Annotated in this window: 18 protein-coding genes and 2 pseudogenes; 13 read left to right on the forward strand and 7 right to left on the reverse strand. The window is 68.5% G+C overall.

All coding sequences use genetic code 11. From position 1 onward, the window contains the following. Positions 1-356: 356 nt before the first annotated feature. Both xynA and IE262_RS00725 read left to right on the forward strand, forming a co-directional pair. A complete protein-coding gene (xynA, locus tag IE262_RS00720) occupies positions 357-1031 on the forward strand; it encodes an endo-1,4-beta-xylanase XynA (protein WP_229877025.1) in 675 nt (224 codons plus the stop codon). Then, on the forward strand, positions 1028-1717 hold the full coding sequence (locus IE262_RS00725; RefSeq protein ID WP_189870437.1) for a polysaccharide deacetylase family protein: 690 nt from the start codon (positions 1028-1030) through the stop codon (positions 1715-1717). Before xynA ends, IE262_RS00725 begins: the two co-directional genes overlap by 4 nt. A 1216-nt stretch (positions 1718-2933) precedes the next feature. On the opposite strand, the gene IE262_RS00730 is transcribed toward IE262_RS00725, so the two are convergent. Beyond that, positions 2934-3188: a hypothetical protein gene (locus IE262_RS00730; protein ID WP_229877098.1), complete on the reverse strand. Its 255-nt coding sequence runs from the start codon at positions 3186-3188 to the stop codon at positions 2934-2936. A gap of 245 nt (positions 3189-3433) precedes the next feature. Between IE262_RS00730 and IE262_RS40110 the strand changes: the two genes are divergently transcribed. From IE262_RS40110 to IE262_RS00740, 3 genes and pseudogenes are all read left to right on the forward strand, one after another. Next, a complete protein-coding gene (locus IE262_RS40110) occupies positions 3434-3568 on the forward strand; it encodes a hypothetical protein (RefSeq protein WP_268249553.1) in 135 nt (44 codons plus the stop codon). 93 nt (positions 3569-3661) lie between these two features. After that, positions 3662-3829 (forward strand): hypothetical protein, encoded by a 168-nt coding sequence (locus IE262_RS39225; protein WP_229877026.1) that lies wholly within the window; start codon positions 3662-3664, stop codon positions 3827-3829. 11 nt (positions 3830-3840) lie between these two features. Next, positions 3841-3951: pseudogene (locus tag IE262_RS00740) on the forward strand (GntR family transcriptional regulator); the annotation flags it as partial. A gap of 50 nt (positions 3952-4001) precedes the next feature. Here the strand turns inward: IE262_RS00740 and IE262_RS00745 are convergent. Then, on the reverse strand, positions 4002-5021 hold the full coding sequence (locus IE262_RS00745) for an NAD(P)-dependent alcohol dehydrogenase (RefSeq protein ID WP_189870439.1): 1020 nt from the start codon (positions 5019-5021) through the stop codon (positions 4002-4004). Positions 5022-5113: 92 nt separating this feature from the next. On the opposite strand from IE262_RS00745, the gene IE262_RS00750 reads away from it, so the two are divergent. Beyond that, a complete protein-coding gene (locus IE262_RS00750; protein ID WP_189870441.1) occupies positions 5114-5689 on the forward strand; it encodes a TetR/AcrR family transcriptional regulator in 576 nt (191 codons plus the stop codon). Positions 5690-5856: 167 nt separating this feature from the next. On the opposite strand, the gene IE262_RS00755 is transcribed toward IE262_RS00750, so the two are convergent. Further along, on the reverse strand, positions 5857-6180 hold the full coding sequence (locus IE262_RS00755; protein WP_189870443.1) for a hypothetical protein: 324 nt from the start codon (positions 6178-6180) through the stop codon (positions 5857-5859). Beyond that, entirely contained in the window at positions 6173-6520 is a 348-nt protein-coding gene (locus IE262_RS00760) for a hypothetical protein (protein ID WP_189870445.1), read from the reverse strand. The genes IE262_RS00755 and IE262_RS00760 overlap by 8 nt, the downstream gene beginning before the upstream one ends. Before the next feature lie 110 nt (positions 6521-6630). Between IE262_RS00760 and IE262_RS40115 the strand changes: the two genes are divergently transcribed. From IE262_RS40115 to IE262_RS40445, 3 genes are all read left to right on the forward strand, one after another. Further along, a complete protein-coding gene (locus tag IE262_RS40115) occupies positions 6631-7224 on the forward strand; it encodes a TetR/AcrR family transcriptional regulator (protein ID WP_308432700.1) in 594 nt (197 codons plus the stop codon). A gap of 239 nt (positions 7225-7463) precedes the next feature. Beyond that, positions 7464-7712 (forward strand): hypothetical protein, encoded by a 249-nt coding sequence (locus tag IE262_RS39235; protein ID WP_134039475.1) that lies wholly within the window; start codon positions 7464-7466, stop codon positions 7710-7712. A 20-nt stretch (positions 7713-7732) separates the two neighbouring features. Further along, positions 7733-8308 (forward strand): transposase, encoded by a 576-nt coding sequence (locus IE262_RS40445; protein WP_373304956.1) that lies wholly within the window; start codon positions 7733-7735, stop codon positions 8306-8308. Positions 8309-8615: 307 nt separating this feature from the next. Here the strand turns inward: IE262_RS40445 and IE262_RS00775 are convergent, their stop codons facing one another. Then, positions 8616-9455 (reverse strand): transposase, encoded by an 840-nt coding sequence (locus IE262_RS00775; protein ID WP_229877027.1) that lies wholly within the window; start codon positions 9453-9455, stop codon positions 8616-8618. 587 nt (positions 9456-10042) lie between these two features. Between IE262_RS00775 and IE262_RS00780 the strand changes: the two genes are divergently transcribed. The 3 genes and pseudogenes from IE262_RS00780 to IE262_RS39245 all read left to right on the forward strand — a co-directional run bounded on the left by IE262_RS00780 (position 10043) and on the right by IE262_RS39245 (position 11780). Next, on the forward strand, positions 10043-10393 hold the full coding sequence (locus tag IE262_RS00780; protein WP_189870451.1) for a DUF4333 domain-containing protein: 351 nt from the start codon (positions 10043-10045) through the stop codon (positions 10391-10393). Positions 10394-11230: 837 nt separating this feature from the next. Further along, positions 11231-11428 (forward strand): annotated as a pseudogene (locus tag IE262_RS40450) (zeta toxin family protein); the annotation flags it as partial. A gap of 82 nt (positions 11429-11510) precedes the next feature. Continuing rightward, positions 11511-11780, forward strand: coding sequence for a hypothetical protein (locus IE262_RS39245; RefSeq protein ID WP_229877028.1), 270 nt, complete (start codon positions 11511-11513; stop codon positions 11778-11780). Between the two features lie 443 nt (positions 11781-12223). On the opposite strand, the gene IE262_RS39250 is transcribed toward IE262_RS39245, so the two are convergent. After that, positions 12224-12508 (reverse strand): hypothetical protein, encoded by a 285-nt coding sequence (locus IE262_RS39250; protein ID WP_229877029.1) that lies wholly within the window; start codon positions 12506-12508, stop codon positions 12224-12226. Positions 12509-12538: 30 nt separating this feature from the next. Further along, positions 12539-13105: a TetR/AcrR family transcriptional regulator gene (locus IE262_RS00790; RefSeq protein ID WP_189870453.1), complete on the reverse strand. Its 567-nt coding sequence runs from the start codon at positions 13103-13105 to the stop codon at positions 12539-12541. A gap of 102 nt (positions 13106-13207) precedes the next feature. Between IE262_RS00790 and IE262_RS00795 the strand changes: the two genes are divergently transcribed. After that, positions 13208-14104 (forward strand): alpha/beta fold hydrolase, encoded by an 897-nt coding sequence (locus IE262_RS00795; protein ID WP_189870455.1) that lies wholly within the window; start codon positions 13208-13210, stop codon positions 14102-14104. Positions 14105-14110 lie beyond the last annotated feature (6 nt).

Here is a 14110-nt window from a genome sequence, read left to right on the forward strand (position 1 = left end):
GGCCGCCGGATCATTCCCCCGACCGCCCTCGCGGCCTACGCCCGCGCGACGCACCGGACGGAGCGGCCCCTGCTCCTCCTGCTCGTCGCCCTGCCGGTCAGGTCCCCCCGTCGAGTTGCCGCTAGCGCGCACCCTGCTGCAGCCATGACTTAGATCGGTCCGGTATTCGAAACATTCGAAACTCAGACGCCAGATTCTTCCCGAAAAGTTCCCCGTTCCGGATGGCCAGAACATATTCATTACGCCCTTGAAGCCATCGAAATGTTTCGTAACACATGCCGAAACTATTGACGCTTGACGCGGGCAGGTCAACACTGCGGGCCATATACCGGCCTCAGATGCGGAGGAACTCGCACATGACCGCTGTACCCGCACACCCGACGTCCCGCAGGGCCGCCTGCGCCATGCTGCTGGGCGCCGCGTCGACGCTGGCCCTGCCCGGTACCGCCCGCGCCGCCACCGTCATCACCACGAACCAGACCGGCACCAACAACGGCTTCTACTACTCGTTCTGGACCGACTCGCAGGGAACGGTCTCCATGACCCTGGACTCCGGCGGCAACTACAGCACGAACTGGAGAAACACAGGGAACTTCGTCGCCGGCAAAGGCTGGAGCAACGGCTCACGCAGGACCGTGAGGTACTCGGGCACCTTCAACCCGTCCGGGAACGGCTACCTGTGCCTCTACGGGTGGACGTCGAACCCTCTTGTCGAGTACTACGTCGTCGACAACTGGGGCACCTACCGGCCAACCGGCACGTACAAGGGCACCGTCACCAGCGACGGCGGCACATACGACATCTACCAGACGACGCGGTACAACGCGCCGTCCGTCGAAGGCATCAAGACCTTCAACCAATACTGGAGCGTGCGGCAGTCGAAGCGGACGGGTGGCACCATCACCACCGGCAACCACTTCGACGCCTGGGCCCGCGCGGGAATGGCCCTCGGCAACTTCAGCTACTACATGATCCTCGCGACCGAGGGTTACCAGAGCAGCGGGAGCTCCAACATCACGGTGGCGGCATGAGAACCACCGGACCGCCTCGGACCGCACGCCCCCTGACGACGACCCTGGCCGCGCTGGCACTGGCCGTAACCGGCACCCTGACCGTCCACACGGCCCCGGCGCAGGCCGCCGCCTGCAACGGATACGTCGGACTCACCTTCGACGACGGTCCGTCCGGGAACACGCCCGCTCTGCTGGGCGCGCTGCAACGGAACGGGCTGCGGGCGACCATGTTCAACGAGGGGCGGTACGCCGACGCCTACCCGGCCCAGGTCAAGGCCCAGGTCGCGGCCGGCATGTGGGTCGGCAACCACAGCTACACGCACCCGCATCTGCCGCAGCTCGGCCAGTCGCAGATCGACTCGGAGATCTCTCGCACCCAGCAGGCCATCGCGGTCGCGGGCGGCGGCACGCCGAAACTGTTGCGGCCGCCGTACGGCGAGACCAACTCGACGGTCAGGACGGTGGCGGCCAAGTACGGCCTGACCGAGATCATCTGGGACGTGGACTCAGGGGACTGGAACGGCGCCGGCACGGATGCGATCGTGCAGGCCGCCGGGCGACTCGCCAACGGTCAGATCATCCTGATGCATGACTGGGCCGCCAACACGCTCGCCGCGATCCCACGCATCGCACAGGGGCTGGCCGCCCGCGGCCTGTGCGCCGGCGCGATCTCCCCTCAGACGGGCCGCGCGGTGGCACCCTGAGCGGACAGAAGGTGGTGGTGCCGCTCCGGGGGGCAGAGCCTGTCAGGGGCAAGAGCCGGTTCAACACGAAAGAGCCGGTTCAACACGATGCTGACCGCGGTCCGGATTCACCGCAGCCAGCACCGGGCCAGCCGGCCCCCGTTTGGAGGACTTCCTCCGCAGCCCGCGAGTCCGGCCGCTGCCCAGCTTCGGCCCATGCGGAGCAGCGGCGGGCTCGGGAGCCCGGACCGGACCGGTTGGCCTACTGCCGTGCCCATGCCGCGCGCTGGCGTGTTGAGTGCGCGGGGGACCGTGGATGAGCGGACGTGGCAGCTGATCGCCTCGCCGGTCTCCGAGTCCGGGAATGCCCGGCCCTGGAAGACGTCATGCCACTCCCCACCCCCAAGACACTGACCTGAGTCACCTTCGCATCGGACGTCCGCGTGATCCCTGTAGATCGCGATAAACCACCGTGGACCCCTTCAAATATCTTGAGATGCCTCGAAATCGGCCGTGAGACCTCTGTCCCCCGTATCCCACTGCCTGTTTCCTGGCTGTGAGGAACCCACATGACCAATGGGAGTCAGAGTGCTGGAGGGCGACGAATGAGCGAGTTGACAGCCGGGGAGATGCGCAGGCTGAAGGAGTTGCCAGGGCTCAGATTCGCGAAGCTCGCGGCACGTACGCACTACAGCCGGTCAACCCGGGAAGGGTTTCTCAACGGGAAAAAGGCCTGTGCCTCGGGAGGCCGTCGAGCAGTTCGCCTCAGCCGTGAGGAGGGTGGCGGGGGTCTGCTGTTGGTGGAGGAAAGGGAACCCGGGAGATCACCCTCCTTCGACGGCGGCGGCCTTGAGCAGCGGTCCCACCGTTGGCCAGCCCCGGTGGAATTGTTCGCCACCGGGGGTGGCTCTGGCGGTCTCATCCTCCACACGGAAGGGGCTCTCGGTGGCGAATCTGGTCCACAAGCGGGCCTAGACCGACCAGCAGTCGACCGTCCGGCAGAACCTCGTCTTGGACGAGGCAACGAGGCCGGGATCGAGGACCCGGTCGTCTTCGAGGAGGACCCCGGCACCTCCAGCCGCCTCCACCCACTCCAACGGCCGGAGTTCCGCGAATTGCTGACGTACGCGCGACCGGGCGACACCCTCGCCGCCGCCGGCGAATCTGCAGAGACGGGCATGCCTGACTCCAGGGCCGCTACAAAATCTGGTTCAGCTCAGTCCGAGTCGCCTCGTTCTCAACCTTCCGCAGGCCGCAGTTCGAACGTGAAATACATACTCAGGCAGTGAGGCTCGCCCTCGCCGTCAAGGAAGTCCCAGGAGAGACCTTGGATGTGAACATCGTGCTCGCTCACCCAGGTGTGTGCCTTTGAGAAGACCTGAGCAGGGCTCGATCCGAGGAAGAGTTTTCTGGCCACCGGGTGCACCCCGGTCTCTGCCTCCGAGTCGTCGAAGCCGTCCGGGACGTCCAGACAGAAGTCGGGGTTCAGCACGAAACAATACCGCCCTTGACGATTTTGGTAGCCGCACGCCCAAAGGGAACTTCCGAGCGTGACACTGTGTAGGACGCCGTGCGGCGAGGAAGGTTGCTTCCCGAACGCGCTCACGCCGGCGAGCAGCACATGTGCCGCTCTGCGGGGCAGCCACCGGATTGCGGCCGTTCGGTCCAGCGCAAGGTCCTGCCCACTCAACCGGATGGAGGCTGCCATCACACGGCGACCTGGTCCGCGTCGCCCTGATGGAAGCCAGGCCCGCGGGCCTGCACACCTACCAGCTCATGGCCGCCACCCGCCTGACCCGCTCGCAGGTCGGCCGGGGCATCAGGCACGTCCGTGACGTCGTCGCCGCGGAGAACCTGACGCCAAGCACCTGAACCGCCGGGACGGGTTCAGGTTCTCCGACGACCCCGCGGACTGGATCAAGTACGACAAGCGGCAGTTCCGGTAGATCCTCGGCCGTCACCCGGGTGTTCACGGGCACGCTCGATCCGCACCTGGCCCGCTCCCCCGACGACGAATGGGCACAGCTCGCCACAGCCCAGCTCACCGGGGTCCGTGCCGCCCTGACCCAGCGCTTCGTCATGGCGGGTGGGAGCCGTCATCGAGACCGGCCGACGTCGCCTTCCACCGCGTGATCCTGGCGGGCCACGTCCCGGTTACCGAAGCGGTCCGCGCCCGCGCCCCGGAGCGCACCGAGGGCTACACCCGGGAGATCACCGTGGGCGCCCTGCGCGAGCTGGACATCCTGGCACCGTAGCCCCGGCCCCGGGGCGCCTGGCGGGGACCTGCCCTCCGGGCGCCCGACGATCAGAGTTCCAGGACCGCGCGGTAGCGGGCCCGCGCGCCGCGCACACGGTCGAGCGCCTCCTCCATGCGCGATACCGGGTACGTCTCGACCTCCGGCCCGATGCCGTGCCGGGCCGCGAAGTCGAGCATCTGCCTCGTCTCCAGGGGCGTCCCCACAAGGCCCCCGGCGAGGGTCTTCTCGCCCAGCAGCAGACTCAGCGGCTGAACGGTGAACGCGGATTCGGGCACCCCGACGACGCTCAGCGTCCCCTGCGGCCGCAGCGTCGCCAGGTACGCGTCCCACGGCAGGTCGCCGGAGACGGTCGACAGCACGAAGTCGAACGCCCCGGAGAGACCCGCGAGGCCCTCTCCCTCCACGCCCGCCACGACGAACTCGTGCGCCCCGAACCGCCGGGCGTCGTCCGCCTTCGTGGCCGTCGAGGAGAGGGCTGTGACATGGCACCCCCACTTCGCGAGGAACTGGAGGGCGAGGTGACCCAGGCCGCCCACGCCGACCACGGCGACCCGGTCGGTGGGCCGCACCTCGTGCCGTACCAACGCCGAGAACACCGTCGAACCGGCACACATGAGCGGCGCGGCCTGCTCGGACGCGAGCGCGTCGGGGATCGGCTGGACATACCGCCAGTCACTGGCGCGCACCTGGGTGGCGAACGCGCCGCGGTCGCCGCGGAGCACGGGGTCGTCCTTGTCCGGGCAGAGGTGCTGCCGACCGCCGAGACACCACTCGCAGGCGAAGCACGCTCCGGCGGTCGCCCCGACGCCGACCCGCTGCCCGACGGACAGCCGGGTGCGGTCGACCGCGCTGCCCAACGCCTCGACCACGCCGACCGCTTCGTGCCCCGCGACCACCGGGAAGCGGGAGATGCCGTGCAGGTCGTCGATCATGGCGACATCGGTGTGGCAGACACCGCAGTGGGTGACGGCGACATCCACTTCGTAGGGGCCGAGGGGTGCAGGCTCGTACTCCCGCACCCGTACAGGACCCCGGGCTTGCTCCACCGTGTACGCGCGTACGGCCACGGGCTACCACCTCCTCCAAAAAACCAACTAGTTAGTTTCAGCATAGAGCAGAGGATCACGGCGGGCAACCAACAAGTTGGTAATCTGGCGCCATGTCTCCTGCGAAAGCCGACGCCACACGCCGTCGCCTGCTGGACGCCGCCACCGAGGACTTCGCCGCCCACGGCGTCGCGGGCGCCCGTGTGGACCGCATCGCGGCCGCCGCCGGTGTCAACAAAGCCCAGTTGTACGCCTACTTCGGCGACAAACTCGGCCTGTTCGACGCGGTCTTCCGCCTGCACGCCGACGCCGTCGCCGACATCGTCCCGTTCACCGCCACCGACCTCGCCACCTACGCCGTACGGCTGTACGACGCGTTCCTCGCCCGCCCGGATCTGGTCCGCCTGGTGACATGGGCGGAGCTGGAGGGGATTCACACCGGAAGCCTGGCGCCCGGAAACCCGGCGGTCGCCGCCAAACTGCGGGCACTCTCCGAGGCACAACGGGACGGCAAGGTCATCACCTCGCTCGACCCCCAGGACATCCTCGCCCTGATCACTTCCATGGCCCTGACCTGGTCCGCGGCGAGCCCCTACACCACCGCGACGCAGGACGACCGCCCCGAGGAGCACGACCGCCGCCGCCAGGCACTGTCGGCGGCGGTACGCCGGTCGTTCGTCGGCCCCTGAGGGCCCGTCTTCCAGGCAGCGTTTGAGAAGTAGTCACCAAGTACGCCAGCCACACTGTTGGGGTGGCCTCTGTCACCAGAGGCAAGATGTCCCGTCCGGAGAGTGTGCACCTATGGCTGCGGTGACCGCCGAACAGGAGCACGTCGGCGCAGTTGCCGCTCAGGTGGCTAGCGGCCCAACCATCGGCGCAGGCGGCGCCCGCCAGGGCGGCGGGCCCGCCGCGTCCGGGCCGCGCTCGTGCCCTCTGAAGTGCGGCTTGTCCACCGTGGGTCGTCGGAGACGACCGGTGTCTGGCGGTCGGCCTGGGCGCGGATCTCGATCTGGGACTCGTGGGAGGTGATGCGCATGGCCTCCTCCTCGGAGGCCAGCGCGCCGCGTAGAGCGGACCCGGCCAGTCCGCGGCGGAGCACCAGGCGCTTCAGCCAGGTGAAGAACCCCATCACCGCGATCAGGCAGCCGGACACCACCAGGTAGGGGACGACTTCACTCATGTGTCACCGCCTTGCCGGCCGTGCCCATGATCTTGACCTCGCCACCCTTCATGTCGCCGCGGATCCGCACCGTGCCGGCATCAAGGTCGACGTCGAAGGGCGGCTCTTCGGCAGGCCGTACGTTCTTGCGTGTCCGCTCGTCCCGTATCGCCCGCTCAAGCGCCTTCGCCGCAGGGGAACCTTCCAGCATCAGATCCACCCCCATGGCTTTCAGCCCTTTGCTCTTTCGCCAGTACACCCAGCCGCGAGCCTCCAGCCACAGCAGGGCACGGTCCATCGCCCAGCAGAGCACCGTCAGCGCACCGACGCCTCCCGCCACGATGGCCACCACCTCGATCATTACCGGGCGGACTCCTGCCTTATCCGAAGCGCCAAGCGACCCTCACTATAGTAACGTAGCGTTTCCAGAAACGCACTGTTACTGAATGTGAGGCAGATCAGGTGCGCAGGTTGACACGGGCTGAGCAGCAGCAGGTCACGCACGAGCGACTGTTGGAGGCAGGCCGCTCGGTGCTCCAGCGCCGGGGGTTCTTGGCGGCAACGGTCGACGAGATCGCCGAGGAGGCCGGCTACACGCGAGGCGCCGTGTACAAGCACTTCGGAGGCAAGGAGGGCTTGTGGCAGGCCGCCGTCGATGCCCACACCGAGGCGCACCTGCAACTGCTCGGCGAAACCCTGGACCGGGTGTCCAGTCGGCAGGAGCTGATCGCCGCGCTGATCCCGAGCGCCTTCACCGACGACCAGGACGCGGCGAGGTGGAGCACCGCCGCCATGGAGTTCATGGCCTCGGTGACGCGTCACCCCGAGGCCGCGGCCGTCTCGGTAGCTGCTCAGCGCCGCCATGAGGAGCAGATCGTCGCCTTGCTGGAGGGCACTTGCCGACGCCTGCACATCCAGCCCGCCATTCCGCTGGAGCAGCTTGTCGTGGTGCTGGGTGCGCTGGGCGGCAGCCTCGGTCTACGGGCGGCGGTGGACCCCGCCACAGATGTGGCGGCCCTAGCCGCTGGCGTCATGACGGTCATGTTCCCCGAGCCGCAGGAGTGAGCCCCCCGCTCGGCAAAAATATCGGAATCCTGGCTGACCAGTGGGGAGATGTTGGTATGGCTCGTGAGGACCTGACAGATGAACAGTGGAAGCGGCTGGAGCCGCTGTTGCCGCCGATTCCGAAGGTGGGGCGTCCGCCGAGGAACCGGCGTCAGGCCTTCGGATGGGATCTGGTGGCGGGCCAGAACCGGCTCACCCTGGCGGGATGTTAGCCAAGCGGTACGGGCCGTGGGGGGACCGTGTACTCGGTCTCCCCGCGATGGCAGCTCGAAGGCACCTGGGCTCGCATCCTCGAATGGCTCCAGGTCAAAGCCGATGCCGCCGGTGAGATCGAGTGGGAGGTGTCCGTTGACTCGACCGTGTGCCGTGCCCACCAGCACGCTGCCGGGGCCCGCCAAAAGGGGCTGGTGATCCGGGCCGGACATGTCCGCACGGCCTGGCGGACGAGCCGGATGACCACGGACTCGGCCACTCCCGCGGCGGCCTGACGACAAAGATCCACCTGGCAGTGGACGCCTCTGGTCACGTCCTGGCCGTCACAATCACCAGCGGACAGCGTGGGGATGCACCGCAGTTCAACCGCTTCATGGCAAGGATCCGCGTCGCCCGCATCGACAGCGGACGCCCGCGTACCCGGCCGTCACGCGTGATCGCCGACCGTGCATATTCGTCCCGGGCGATCCGCTCCTACCTGCGTCGTCGGCGGATCGCGCACACGATCCCGGAGAAGCAGCGTGACGCCGTTGCCGAGGTAGGCGGGCAGGAACGGTGCGAACGAGGCGCCCACTTCGAGGCCCAGGACTGTGGTGAGGAACTCGGTCGAACAATGCCGGTCCGAGGCTTATACGGCGGTGTGGTTCCGGTCGACGCTGCACTGCTGCTGATGCTGTACGTGAGGCATATGAGGTGTCTCCGGTGTCGTCGTGGTCAGGGGGCAGTACACGGCGCCCGGCTGAGCATCCGGCTTCAGCCGGCCACCGCAAGCCGGGCAGATCCGCCCGAGCTGTCGACCGCCGACGCCAGGCACCCAACTCGGCTACGAGCCACGACACCCCTCCCGACAGGGATCAAAGACAGTCACTGAGCTTGTTCTTTATCTACCAAGATCTTCCGGGTTTGCCGATGGCCTTGAGTGTCTCGGGGCGTTTGACGGTCTTACCGGCGTCGTAGCGGGCTGCCCGATGTTTGTTCTTGGAGCCGAGCGGCCGTCCGGGGCCCGCGCCTCGGGGTTTGAGCACACGCGTCGGGCAGGCGAGGTAGGCGCGGGTGTTCCTGAACCCCCGGCGGACACGAGCGGGGGTGAGCCGATCGGAAGTGGCGGGGGCTTTCCCAGGACCGGTGGAAGTCCGCGGCGAGCGGCCGAGTGAGCTGGAGTTGGGTGTGAGCGACGATCAGGAGCCAGGTACAGCGGTCCGCCGCCTCGGGAGTACGGAGTTTCGGAGTGGTCCAGCCCAGGGTCTGCTTCGCGAAACGGAAGGTGTGCTCAGATCGAAGCGGCGGAGAAATGCCTGCCAGAAACGGTCCACGTCGTCCGAGGTGGCGCCGGTCTTGAGGGACCACAACCACACCGGCGGGGAATCCCGCTCTTTCAATAGATACTCAACCTTCAAGCCCATCAACGTCCCTTCGACCACAGGAAGTTCACCGCCGTGGTCGAGCCATGAAGAGCAGTGGGTGAGCCGTGGGTGGACCCGGTCCCACGCCTGGGTCTCGGCCTTGCCGTAGTTGGTGTGTCCGTGACCGTGGTGATCGCGGGCTCGGGCCGGATCTCCGGCTTGGTGAAGCGGAATTCCGCGCCGTGCTTTGGCGGCCGACCGGTGACGCCTTGCGTCCAGGGGTGGTTTCAGCAGACGCATCACGCAGTCGGAGCGGACCCGGCCGACCAGCTCGACCGGCAGGTCGCGCAAGACCCAGGCCAGACGGGTGACGTCATAGCCGGCGTCGCTGACGATCACGATATGCGGGTCTCCGGTCTGCCACAGGCCTGCGGCGATGAGCCGCTCGACGACACCCCTCAACTGGACGGCGGTGATTGCCGTCGCGTCGTCCGCAGGACCGAGCCGCACCGCGTCCAGAACCGCGGTCCAGGACGTGGCACCCGGCTCCAGCACCGCTACGAAGGAGTAGGGCCAGCCCGGAATGAACTGCGAGGCTGTCTTTGCCCGGCCGTAGACATGGCAGAACAGTCGCTCCGCCGAGCACGGCACGCCCGAGCGAAGCCACGGCGACACATCGACCGCCAGGACCAGGCGCCCCAGTCGAAACGCGGCAGCAACAGCCCGGCCAGCACTTGCCGCCGACCGATGTCAATCCGGCCGTGGCTCAAGCCGCCGTACATCGCTCCGTGCCCACGACGATGCTCGGGCAACAGCGTCAAGTCCCCACCGGGGACTTCACCGCCCCGTCCGCTCACAACACCGCGTCCACCAGCTCGAACAATTCGTCACACCGGGCGGCCAGACACTCATAGAACTCACCCCGAAAGCGCGATGCTTCCCTCTGGACAGCACCAGGCAACAGACTCGCCCTCACGGCCCTCGTCGTGGTCACGTGCACCTTGGTCGGAGCACAGGATCAGACGAAGGCCGCCCCCACGTCCGGCGAATCCCCAGGTGAGCCACCCACGTCGAGACACCATTCGATGCCAGAAGATAACGAACAGAAACGGCGCCGCCTCACCCCTCGTCCTGCAGGGGTGCACAAGCTTCTCTCCGGCCGGGCAGGCTGTGGTGCCGGAGCACTCCACAGAAACCGCGAGGCGGCTTCATGTCACCACAGAGGGTTGTGTGAGCACGGACAGCCGGATAGGACTGTCCGCGTGACTGATCAACGCAGCTTCGCCCGTACCGTCATCGCGCTCTCCCTGGCAGTGACCGCCTGTTGTGCACTCACTTTCACCATCATGCTGCTGTCCGGGAGTCCCGCCGTGCAGCCGCAGCGTGTCCTGGATCAGGACGCGCTGGCGCGGGCGGTGCTCAACAACGTCAACTCCGCCGACTTCGCCAAGCCCCCGACCATCGACGATGTCACCTGCCCCGCTTCCATCCCCGTCGAGACGGGCCGGGAGTTCGAGTGCAAGGTCAACGGTGTCGGCGACGGCAACCGCAGCGGCCATGCCTGGGTCAAGGTGAAGATCAAGGACGATCAGGGCGACCTGTCACTGGGCTGAGGAACGGCAGAGCGGGCGAGCGGGACCGCAGCCGCGGCATCGGGCCTTCCCGGCCCCGGCTGGCGGCAGTAGTGGACACCTATGGGCCCAGCCCCCGCTCCAGACCAGGGGTAAGACCGTCAAACGCCCCGGGACACTCAAGGCCATCGAGGGGCGCCGACCGCGGCCGGCGCCCCGGGTTCCTCAGTGGCGGCGGCCCCGCCGCACCCTCAGCTCGTCGAACCGGCACGTCGCCGTCCAGGACCCGCTGCCGGGCCCTGCGGTACGGCTCGGCGGCCGGTTCCGTCGGCACGATCACACCGAACCGCAGTGTGTAGTTGTCGAGCATCATGTCGGCGAACAGCGGCAAGGCGGCCCGGTGCAACGGATCTGCCGCCATTGGATCGGGCCTCCCGGCGGCCATGTCATGTCCGTACGGTGACCACATGGGCAAGGACGGTATGTCCCGGCTACGACTTGTCGCGGTCGCGGACGACGACACAGGTCCGCGGTTGTGCCGGGGGTGCGGTGGTCCGCTGGCGCAGTCGTCGAAGACGACGGCGGTGTCTGTTCGTCCGTCTGCCGGTCGCGGCATTGGCGGCGATGCGGCGGGCTCGGGCGAGGGCCGAGGGCCGGCGGTGCAGTCCGGCGTGCCGTCCAGCTGCCCGGAGTGCGGGGCGTCGTGGACGGTCGGGGTCGAACCTCCTGCCTCGACAACGTACTGCTCTCCCGCCTGCCGCAAACGGGCCTTGCACAGGCGGGGCGCGGCGGACGCCCGGTTGTGAGACCGCGCATTCGACGGCTGTCATCGTGCTCACTGCGAAGTCGTGCGCCCTGGCGGGTGCCTGGTCTGGTCGGATGGTGCGATGTGACGGCCTGCCGGGGCGAGTTGACGGGGACCGCTTTCTCGCCGAAGACGCTGCCGGAGGCGGCCAGTGCGTGTCCTGGAAGAACCATGACAGGTGCGCGAGGAACCTGCTGGCCACGCCGGCCGCCATCGAGGACGAGCAGCTCGCCGACCGCGTCACCGTCGTACGGCGCGACGGCACCGTTCTGTACGCCGACGAACTCACCGCCGAAGGCGGTTGGCGGCGTCGGCCCGCTGCGGCGCGGGTGGTGCAGCAGGAGCGTCGCGGCCGTGGACCGCGCCCGGGACCGCCTCTTTCCGCCGCGAGCTGGCCCGTATACGGACCGGCGCGTACACGCGGAACTCGTCAGCGAGGACCGGCGCCTGGCCGTGCAGCGGGACACCGAGCGCGCGGCGACCTGGTCCTATCCGGTCCGCCGCATCGCCCAGCCCGGCAGACGCGCGTCCGGCGTCGACTACCACCGGGTCTCGCCCGGCGAACACCGCCGGATCTTCAACGAGCTGATCGCCCCGTCGTACCTGAACCGCATGCTGCGGTGACAGCCTCGGGCCCGCCGACCTCCCCGGGACGACCCACACGCCGTGTACGTCCTCGGTCAGCCCGGAGCGGGCATACTCCTGGCTGCCAGGATGGTCTGCCGCGCCATGCGGCCTGGCACGGCCCGTCTGGTCGGCAACGACTTCAAGGCCTCGCACCCCCGACTACTACCAGGTGCTGCGCGACGATCCCCGCAGCGCCGGGGCCGCGATCCGAGCCGACTACAAGTCGTGGTTCACCCAGGCTGAGAGTACGTACGCCTGAGGCGCGGCGATGTCCTGATCGGGGGCGCCCCCGGCAGCGCGGAGGAGTTCTTCGACAGCGCGCTGCCGTTTGTGACCACCGGCCATCCGGTCGAACTCGTGGTCCTGGCCGTACGCGAAGCCGACAGCCGACTCGCCACCGCGCTGCGCCCGGGCAATGCAACGCGGCGGCACCGGCTGGTTCACCACTCGCGGGGCACGACACATGCTTCCGCGCGCTCGCCGACGTCGTCGCCGTCGCTGAGCGGCACCCGCAGATCGCGGCCGTGACCGTGATCCGCCGGGGCGGCCACGCCCTGTTGCGCCACGAGGCCGGCGGCGCCGGGCAGGCATCGTGGGCGCTGACGGCGGAACGGCTCCGCCCCTACACCGAGCAGGAGGCCGCCGCGTTTCTCCGCCTCCACCAGGCGCTGCGCCGGGCGCTCCCGCGGTACCGGGCTGAGCTGGACGAGATTGCAGCACTCCACCCCGGATCGCGGATCGCGGATCGCGCTGGATCAGCTGCGCAGCCCCCGCAGCATCACCCCCAGATAGCGGCGACCGGAGTCAAGGCGCTCTTCTTGGCCGTCGGCGTGGACGCCTGCGGCGTAGGCGATTCCGCACATGAGGGGTAGCAGGTCGTCCCAGGTGACGACGCCCTGAACGGATCCCGCCGCCTGTGCGTGCTTGAGCAGGCGGCCGGCGAGCGCGTCCAGCGTGGCGGTGAGCTCCCGGGTGCGGGGCAGAACATGTTCGGGGGCGGCGCGGACGAGGGTGATGGAGGGGTCGGTCAGCTGCATCGTGAGGGTGGTGCCGAGGAAGCCGGTCAGGGCGCCCCAAGGGTCCTCCTCGGTCAGGGCCTGCTCCGCGCGGGTGATCAGAGCCTCCAGGCCCGGGGTCGCCACGGTCTCCATCAACGCCTCGGGCGTCGGGAAGTGCCGGTAGGTCGTGGCCACCCCCACGCCGGCAAGACGGGCGATGTCGTTGAGCTGCAAGGGGGTGCCTTCGTCGATGAGCCGGCGGGCCACATCGAGGATGCACTGCCGGTTGCGGGCGGCGTCCTTGCGCATCGATGGAGGGGTCATGCCCACAGCATAAGTGGATGAGTCATCCGGTTCGCGTTACGTTGAAGTGGATAGTTCATCCGTTTCGATGTGGCGCCTTCGCGGCCCCGAGGAGAAACCACCATGACATTCACCGTCACCGACGTCCCGGGCCTGCCCGCCGGCTTCACCGATACCTTCACCAGCCGCACCGTGACCACCGCCGAGGTGACCCTGCACGCCGTCGTCGGCGGCGACGGCCCGCCGCTGCTGCTCCTGCCCGGCTGGCCCCAGTTCTGGTGCAGCTGGCGCCTGGCCATGCCCGCCCTCGCCGAGCACTTCACCGTCATCGCCCCCGACCTGCGCGGCATGGGCGCCAGCGACAAGCCCGCCACCGGCTATGACGCCGACACCCTCGCCGGCGACATGGCCGAGCTGATGACCGCCCTGAGTCACGAACGCTTCGCCGTCGTCGGCTACGACCTGGGCATGCTGGTCGCCTACGCCCTGGCCGCGAGCCACCGCGACCGCGTCACCCGCTTCGTCGGCGCCGAGTCGATCCTCCCCGGCGTCACTCCGTTCCCGCCGATGCTGACGGACCCGACCACCAACGAGGTGATGTCGCACTTCGTCATCAACCGCCTCGCGGACCTCAACGAACGCCTGATCGCCGGCCGCGAGGAGATCTACTTCGGCCACCAGTTCGCGACCAAGACCGCCATCCCTGGCGCCATCCCGCCGTACGCCGTGGACCTGTACGTCGACCACCTGCGCGACCCGGCCGCCCGGCGTGCCAGCTTCGAGTACTACCGCACCCTCGACACCACCGCCGAGCACATCCAGCGCTGGCGCGAGCAGGGACCGCTGACCATCCCGGTCCTGGCCATCGGCGGCCAGTACAGCACCGGCACCATGCCTGCGGAGACGATGCGCCTGGTGGCCACCGACGTCACCGAACTGGTCATCCCCGGAGCCGGTCACTTCCTGCCCGAAGAAGTTCCTCAGGAGCTGACGAAGCGGCTGCTGGACTTCCTGCGCTGACCCGAC

This window comes from Streptomyces bluensis, from assembly GCF_014650715.1.
Classification (GTDB): Bacteria; Actinomycetota; Actinomycetes; order Streptomycetales; family Streptomycetaceae; genus Streptomyces; species Streptomyces bluensis.